Source organism: Oleiphilus sp. HI0079, from assembly GCF_001635105.1.
In genome coordinates, this window is the sequence record NZ_LWFT01000859.1 from 1 (window position 1) to 803 (window position 803).

General features: G+C 48.6%; 1 protein-coding gene. It reads right to left on the bottom strand.

Features of this window, described 5'->3' with window-relative positions:
* Window positions 1–544: AraC family transcriptional regulator ligand-binding domain-containing protein (locus A3750_RS16090; protein WP_156498649.1), on the bottom strand; the 544-nt coding region annotated here is incomplete at its 3' end.
* Between the last annotated feature and the right edge of the window lie 259 nt (window positions 545–803).

Below are 803 nucleotides of genomic sequence, written 5' to 3' on the forward strand. Positions count from 1 at the left end.
AATGAAGCCGTGAATAAGAGAGCTCTCGACCAGTTATCCAGCAGGCCTGTTGTTGCAAGGCACTGAATAGTGCCTCGCTAATAAACCAGTTGAGTGGGGCAGGGTATCGTGCGCAATACAGAGCATAAAAGTTAGCGGAGACGGATGCGTTCGCGACCGAGGCTGGCATTTCAAGTTCAAAATCAAAGGGGATGCCCAGCAGTAAACGGAATTGCTTTAAATGCGTAACGGCTTCTTGGAGCGTTGCGCTCGACATCACCAATTGCCCAAGCGCATCGGCTGCAATCAGGCTTAGTTTCTCTCCATAACAGAATCCAATACCCGCATTCTGTGGCTTTAGTCGTGTTAAAAATTCTGCTGCAAGCGTTCGAAAGCTGATGCGTGCGTCTTGCTCAATCGGATGTCTCGTCGCTGGGCAAGTGTCAGCCTTGCTTGCACAGGAATCTGGATAGTGTTGCTTGATCAGACGGATTAAAAGTTTCAGATATAATGTGCTGACTACCTTGTCATCCGGGTCATAGTGCAAGTTTGCAGTGATGCCCATTTCATGTCCCTCCCTAAATGTCGCGCGCAAACGTCGCCCTTCAAGCAACCAAGTACCGTTGTCTGGAAAGCGATAAAGCGATGATGACCGGCACTCTCTTAATGTCTTCCATCGCTGTTAGATCAAACTGAGTAGGCCCTGAGAGTCTAATATCAGTATCTTGGGCGATGCTTTCAGTGCTGCGTCTTGTTTGCTAAAGCGTTCTTATTTTTGTGCTTCCTACAACAAGCTGTCGGAACTTCATGCGGCTTAGGAGCGC